Origin of the sequence: Neobacillus sp. NPDC097160 (assembly GCF_044762155.1) — a bacterium.
Classification (GTDB): Bacteria; Bacillota; Bacilli; order Bacillales; family Cytobacillaceae; genus Neobacillus.
Genome location: NZ_JBIWDU010000033.1, coordinates 21,703 through 27,708 on the forward strand (window position 1 = coordinate 21,703; position 6,006 = coordinate 27,708).

Genomic DNA, 6,006 nt, shown 5'->3' on the forward strand with positions numbered 1-6,006 from the left:
TTGAAACCTCCAATTATTCACATGAAATACGCAGACCCTGTTCTTCCAATTCCTTCAATCTAAAATCTTGATTTGGAAGATGTAGAAGTAAATCTTGAACCAATGGATAATAAGGACTGTCTTTACTTAAAGAGTAAATAATCCACTGCCCTCTTCTTGTTTCCCTGACTAATCCAGCATCTTTTAACTTACGAATATGCTGGCTAATAGCGGGTTGACTTGTTTTAAAAATGGCAACGAATTCACATACACACGCATCGTGAGAATCAAGAATTTTGATCATCGTTAAACGGGTTTTATCACCTAACAATTTTAAGATGTTTGCTACGCTTTCTAATTCAACGGTTGATTCTGACATGGTTTCCCCTCCTAACCCCTAATGAATAAGTAAATAATAATATACTTATTAGCATTTCATACTGAAATTAATTGATTTAGCCTCTGTTATATCAGAAACTTTATACATGGCTCAGTGATTCTTACCATATCCAACAATTACATATAATTATTTGCTTATATAATAAATCACTTATGGATTAAATTCAAGAAGATAAATGTAAAGTTAATGTAAAGAAAAAAGATCGATAACCGTAGCTATCAATCTTTTTCTTGAAGGTTATAATAATTTTTCCATTGCCATAACATCAACAAATTCACCATATAAATCCCCAGATTTAGTTTTATCTTAAAGTTTTTAAAGCACCGCTCCAAGCTACAACTTCACCAAGCATTGCATTTACATTATCAAGGTGCAATTCTTGTGGTTTGAACTCTGACCCATTGACAAAGTCTGTAAATAAACTCAATGTTGGATGTGTACGAACATCCGCTACTTTTTGTTCTGCAAAGATTCCACGTAAATGTTCAGCTGCACGAGCTCCACCAGTTGATCCATAGCTTACGATTCCAGCTGCTTTGTTGTACCAGGCTTCACGGGCGAAATCTATTGCGTTTTTCAATGCACCAGTTATGCTATGATTGTATTCTTGGACAATGAATACAAATCCATCTAAGCTCGCAAGTTTCTCATTCCAAGCTGCAATTCCTGGTTCTGTTCCATCGGTTGTTCCTAAAAACGGAAGATTGAAATTAGCAATGTCTACAATTTCATAATTGGCATCTCCACGTTTGTCAGCAATTCCTTTTACCCATTCACCTACTTGTGGACTTACACGCCCTTGGCGTGTGCTACCTAAAATGATTCCAATATTTAATTTTTCAGTTGTCATAGATTCTTCCTCCTTGATTGGTTTCCCAAATAGTTTGTCTAAAAAACCCATTATTCACACTCCTATTCTTTTTTTACTTACTTGTTTCTTTCCGAACAATAGGAACTATTTCTGTGGCTAATAGCACATTCTTCTACTAGTCATCCCCCGCTGAAGGTTTACATATGACCAATAATTTGAATAATATCTATTCCTGTATTTTTAAATCCCTCTTTTTTTCGCATTGCAGAATTATCCTCCAGCTAAGATGTAAAGTTAAACATAGTATAGAATTAAATTTGCAAAAATATACAATTACCAGAAGGATCTGGGATAGGGGGTCAGTCCCCCGGCGCGTTAATGCTTTAGTTCGCTGGAGGACTTTCCCTAAAATTACTATGCCATATCAGGTTCCGAGCCCTAACTTGGTACTAATAGAACAGTTCTACTCATATTCTTATTAAAGAAACAAATGGGAAGGAGTGTTAAGTTAGGTGAACAAAGTTAAGGTTAGTTTACGGCCCATTGTTACTAAGATAAATTTACCCACTGTTTTGAAAACAACTATACTTCCGGGAGACTCAATTGAAAGATTATTTATCGCAACCCAGGTAGGAGAGATCTTTTACATAGGCAACGGAGGTATACGGAATTTTTTAGATATTCGCCCGCGAATCATAAAACTAGGTGATTCTGAACTAGGTGTTTCTCGTGGTGGATATGATGAACGGGGATTGGTAGGGCTAGCGTTTCATCCCAAATTTTATTATAACGGTCTGTTTTATCTTCATTATTCAGTAGCTGGAACACAAGGTCCAGGTGCTCTTTCTGAGCCTTTTCAGCCTAAACCGTGTGATCCCAAAACGTTAAACCTAAAATGGATAAATAGAGAAACTCAATATGATCATATTGATACAATTGAAGAATGGATTTTACAATCAAATGGTCAACCTCAAAAACGACGGACCTTACTTAACTTGAGAAGACCATTTTTTAATCATAATGGTGTCAATAGCTTAAACTTTTCACCTGAAACAGGAAAACTTGTTTTAACAACCGGAGATGGCGGATCAGGCTATGATCCATTTAATTTAAGCCAGGATAATATGGAAATAGCCGGAAAAATAATTGAAATTGACGTAGATAAGAATACATTTCTCTCTACTCCACCCGTAGTCACACGTTTTAATGAACTTCCCTCACCTATTCAGGAATCGCTTACGGTAATGGCCAAAGGGGTCCGAAATTTACCAGGCATTTCATTTCAAAGGTATTATAATCAGTACATCAAATATGTGGGAAATGTCGGACAGGATCTTGTAGAGTCAATTTTTTCATTCGTTCATTATAAACCAATACCAGTTCCTCAGCTTGTTCAAGCTTCTTTAATGAATACTGAACCTAACCAAGAAGGATTTATTAACTTTGGCTGGCGAGGGTGGGAAGGTGCTTTTCCTACTTCGATTATAAGGGGCTGTTCTGAAAATCCGGCTTTAGATGAAAAACCAATGGCTTATTACAATGAAGCAGTCATAACTTCAGTGAGGCGTCTTCAGCCTTTAACTAGTTATTTTCATAATGATCCCCGACCAGATAAGTTTGGAGGAACTGCACTTACAGGAGTGCAAGCCTATATGGGGAATGGAATCCCCGATTTAACGGGAAGCGTTGTGTTTATCGATCTTGCTCGGAGAGAATCTCAAACTCAAGTTAGAGGGGTTTTAGCTTATACCAGGGTCAGAACAGATGGTAACCTAAATGATTTTAGTGTTATTGATACCGATTATAATTTTGGGTCTCAATCAGCATATTATGTTAGTTTGGGAACGAATCTCGATCAAACCAGACTCTATTTAAGTGTTCATGGCTCTATGAAAGTGACTGATTTTAACCAAGGTACTGTTTTTGAAATTGTTCCATGATTCATCTAAAAACCAGAGCAATCTCTTTACTGGATTTAATTGATTCTTGAAATATTAAACATACAAGAGAGCAATCATGCTCCCTCGTTTGATTATTTTTCCGGGGATTTAAAAGCCCGATTCGTCCCAAATATTTGCTTTTCTGTTTCAATAGAACGGCTACTATGTTGCTTGCCCTCGTGAGATAACTCACCGACTTTGAAAAAGTAATATTCCACGGCTTCTTGTGCAAGTTTCTGCTGCTCTCTCTAACTTATTGAGTATTCAATCGCTCTTAAATAAATATCATCTCCTGAAAAGTGAGAGTCTGCTAGTCTCACCTCTCCAGCACAAATTCTAAACAATAATTTTTTAATGTTCTTAATTATGTTCTTTATTTTGAAAGTTGAGTTGTTTTTAATTTAAAACTTTATAAAATAAATTTTGCAAAAATATATAAAATTACAATACTAATTAAAATCGTTATATTTGATATAGTAGCAATTAAACGGGTGCTGCTGGTGCTATATTTAAATTCAACTGCAAAGGTTAAGGCGGAGGCTGCAACAGGTAGTAACATCCCAATCAAGATTGTAAATCGAAACATCTGATCGTTGGGAAGGATAAGGTATAAAGCAAATCCAAACAGTAGACCTAAACCATACCGGAAGGTTAAAAATTTCACCATAGGTTTAATAAATTGTTTTTCGAATTTAAAATTTAAATAAAGTCCTAATAATAATAATGATAACGGAATATTTGCCCCAGAGATTGTCTTTCTAACATGAATAATCGTTTCGGGTAACTGGATATGACTAAAATTTAAAATACTAGCAATAAGATAAGTCATTAACGGAATAGACTTGCCGAGTCTTTTTAGAATTTCTATTGGTTTAAGACTAAGACCTTCTTCTGAAAAATAACTTCCTAAAATATAGGCAATTCCAAAGACGACAAATGATGTCCCGACATCAAACATACTAAAATAGGTTAATCCATCCATCCCCCATATGGCAAAAACTAAAAGAAATGCAAATAAGCCAACATTAAATCCGGAAGAAAGCATCAGAAAAGAGCCTTTAAGTTCTCTTTCCTCATTTTTAAAAACTAAGAAGCCTAGAAATGCAGTTATGATTCCATAAACGAGAACAATAACTGGTAACAATATTAACGAAGTTTCTATTTTTACAGAATCAAATGTTACAAGAACTAAGGCAGGGAGGGTAATTTTAAAAATAATTTTCGAAATGACTTCTCCATCTTTTTCTTGTAAACTATGTAAACGTTTTAATAGATACCCTAAGGCAATGATTATAATAATATAAAGAAATTCCTGATTCATTTAAAAAATACGTTCCTCTATGATGTATATTAATTTGAGTTATCCTTCATTCTTCTACTTCAACTTGCTGCAAGATTCACGAACAACTATAGTTGGTCACAATTTATAAGATACAAAAAAATAAAAAGGATTGCGTGTCAAGTCACTAAGACTAAACTCACAATCCTTGTTATACCGCAAAAAAAAGCGGGTTTAGTTAAAAATTGATACCGATGGTCGGGGTCGAACCGACACTCCTCACGGAACACGATTTTGAGTCGTGCGCGTCTGCCAATTCCGCCACATCGGCAAAACTAGAATTAAAAATCCCGAAAATAAACAGGATGAAAGAAAAAACTATTTGGCAGGGGCAGTAGGAATCGAACCCACACTGAAGGTTTTGGAGACCTTAGTTCTACCTTTAAACTATGCCCCTATAGTGGTGGAGGGGGACGGATTCGAACCGCCGAACCCGGAGGGAGCGGATTTACAGTCCGCCGCGTTTAGCCACTTCGCTACCCCTCCACTTATGATAATCGAAAAATGGCGGAGGAAGAGGGATTCGAACCCCCGCGCGGTTTAACCCGCCTGTCGGTTTTCAAGACCGATCCCTTCAGCCAAACTTGGGTATTCCTCCATTTTTTCAAAAAAAAACACTACTTTGGTAGCGGCGGAGGGGATCGAACCCCCGACCTTACGGGTATGAACCGTACGCTCTAGCCAGCTGAGCTACACCGCCAAAATTATAAAAAAATTTCTCCTGGTCGGGAAGACAGGATTCGAACCTGCGACCCCTTGGTCCCAAACCAAGTGCTCTACCAAGCTGAGCTACTTCCCGAAAACGAATGGTGCCGAGGACCGGAATCGAACCGGTACGGTAGTCACCTACCGCAGGATTTTAAGTCCTGTGCGTCTGCCAGTTCCGCCACCCCGGCACTTTTGGAGCGGAAGACGGGATTCGAACCCGCGACCCCCACCTTGGCAAGGTGGTGTTCTACCACTGAACTACTTCCGCAAAAAGATGATGCGGGTGAAGGGAGTCGAACCCCCACGCCTTGCGGCGCCAGATCCTAAGTCTGGTGCGTCTGCCAATTCCGCCACACCCGCATATTTAATTCTAGTAAACTAGTGGAAATGAATAAAAAGGTGCCGGCGAGAGGACTTGAACCCCCAACCTACTGATTACAAGTCAGTTGCTCTACCAATTGAGCTACCCCGGCAAATAGTTTGGAATAATGTTAAGTTTGTACACGCTGTCTTTGTTACCGTCATCCTGACCTCAGGAAGCTTATGCAAGCAGCAGCTCGGTCAGTATGCTGATGTTTATTCAGGAAGCTTATTCGTTCGTGCTCTACCAATTGAGCTACCCCGGCAAATAGTTTGAAAAAATATAAATATGGTGGAGGATGACGGGATCGAACCGCCGACCCTCTGCTTGTAAGGCAGATGCTCTCCCAGCTGAGCTAATCCTCCATATATAGTATAGCCTGGCAACGTCCTACTCTCACAGGGACGCATGTCCCAACTACCATCGGCGCTGAGAAGCTTAACTTCCGTGTTCGGTATGGGAACGGGT

At 38.5% G+C, this 6,006-nt stretch carries 4 protein-coding genes, 11 tRNA genes and 1 rRNA gene; 1 reads left to right on the forward strand and 15 read right to left on the reverse strand.

Annotated features, from left to right (window positions below; all coding sequences use genetic code 11):
• Positions 1-13: 13 nt before the first annotated feature.
• Together ACIQXV_RS28595 and ACIQXV_RS28600 are read right to left on the reverse strand one after the other, a co-directional pair.
• A complete protein-coding gene (locus ACIQXV_RS28595; protein WP_402965416.1) occupies positions 14-358 on the reverse strand; it encodes an ArsR/SmtB family transcription factor in 345 nt (114 codons plus the stop codon).
• Between the two features lie 322 nt (positions 359-680).
• The gene (locus ACIQXV_RS28600) at positions 681-1,280 is read right to left on the reverse strand and encodes an NADPH-dependent FMN reductase (protein WP_402965419.1); all 600 of its coding nucleotides are present in this window, start codon (positions 1,278-1,280) and stop codon (positions 681-683) included.
• Between the two features lie 422 nt (positions 1,281-1,702).
• Here ACIQXV_RS28600 and ACIQXV_RS28605 point away from each other — a divergent pair, with 422 nt between their 5' ends.
• Positions 1,703-3,130 (forward strand): PQQ-dependent sugar dehydrogenase, encoded by a 1,428-nt coding sequence (locus ACIQXV_RS28605; RefSeq protein WP_402965421.1) that lies wholly within the window; start codon positions 1,703-1,705, stop codon positions 3,128-3,130.
• A 409-nt stretch (positions 3,131-3,539) separates the two neighbouring features.
• Here ACIQXV_RS28605 and ACIQXV_RS28610 read toward each other — a convergent pair whose 3' ends face one another.
• From ACIQXV_RS28610 to rrf, 13 genes are all read right to left on the reverse strand, one after another.
• Positions 3,540-4,451 (reverse strand): AEC family transporter, encoded by a 912-nt coding sequence (locus tag ACIQXV_RS28610; RefSeq protein ID WP_402965424.1) that lies wholly within the window; start codon positions 4,449-4,451, stop codon positions 3,540-3,542.
• 207 nt (positions 4,452-4,658) lie between these two features.
• Positions 4,659-4,740: transfer RNA gene (locus ACIQXV_RS28615), tRNA-Leu, on the reverse strand.
• Positions 4,741-4,792: 52 nt separating this feature from the next.
• Positions 4,793-4,866: transfer RNA gene (locus ACIQXV_RS28620), tRNA-Trp, on the reverse strand.
• A 4-nt stretch (positions 4,867-4,870) separates the two neighbouring features.
• A tRNA-Tyr gene (locus ACIQXV_RS28625) sits at positions 4,871-4,955 on the reverse strand.
• 19 nt (positions 4,956-4,974) lie between these two features.
• Positions 4,975-5,067, reverse strand: a tRNA-Ser gene (locus ACIQXV_RS28630).
• A 25-nt stretch (positions 5,068-5,092) separates the two neighbouring features.
• Positions 5,093-5,169: transfer RNA gene (locus ACIQXV_RS28635), tRNA-Met, on the reverse strand.
• A 22-nt stretch (positions 5,170-5,191) separates the two neighbouring features.
• Positions 5,192-5,268 (reverse strand) — tRNA-Pro (locus ACIQXV_RS28640).
• Positions 5,269-5,276: 8 nt separating this feature from the next.
• A tRNA-Leu gene (locus ACIQXV_RS28645) sits at positions 5,277-5,365 on the reverse strand.
• A 5-nt stretch (positions 5,366-5,370) separates the two neighbouring features.
• A tRNA-Gly gene (locus ACIQXV_RS28650) sits at positions 5,371-5,445 on the reverse strand.
• A gap of 10 nt (positions 5,446-5,455) precedes the next feature.
• Positions 5,456-5,537 (reverse strand) — tRNA-Leu (locus tag ACIQXV_RS28655).
• Positions 5,538-5,577: 40 nt separating this feature from the next.
• Positions 5,578-5,650: transfer RNA gene (locus ACIQXV_RS28660), tRNA-Thr, on the reverse strand.
• A gap of 177 nt (positions 5,651-5,827) precedes the next feature.
• Positions 5,828-5,903, reverse strand: a tRNA-Val gene (locus ACIQXV_RS28665).
• 12 nt (positions 5,904-5,915) lie between these two features.
• Positions 5,916-6,006, reverse strand: a 5S ribosomal RNA gene (rrf, locus tag ACIQXV_RS28670); the annotation flags it as partial.

Coding starts and splice junctions, on each gene's coding strand:
- ACIQXV_RS28595 (WP_402965416.1), bottom strand. CDS start 358: ATGTCAGAATCAACCGTTGAATTAGAAAGCGTAGCAAACATCTTAAAA.
- ACIQXV_RS28600 (WP_402965419.1), bottom strand. CDS start 1,280: ATGGGTTTTTTAGACAAACTATTTGGGAAACCAATCAAGGAGGAAGAA.
- ACIQXV_RS28610 (WP_402965424.1), bottom strand. CDS start 4,451: ATGAATCAGGAATTTCTTTATATTATTATAATCATTGCCTTAGGGTAT.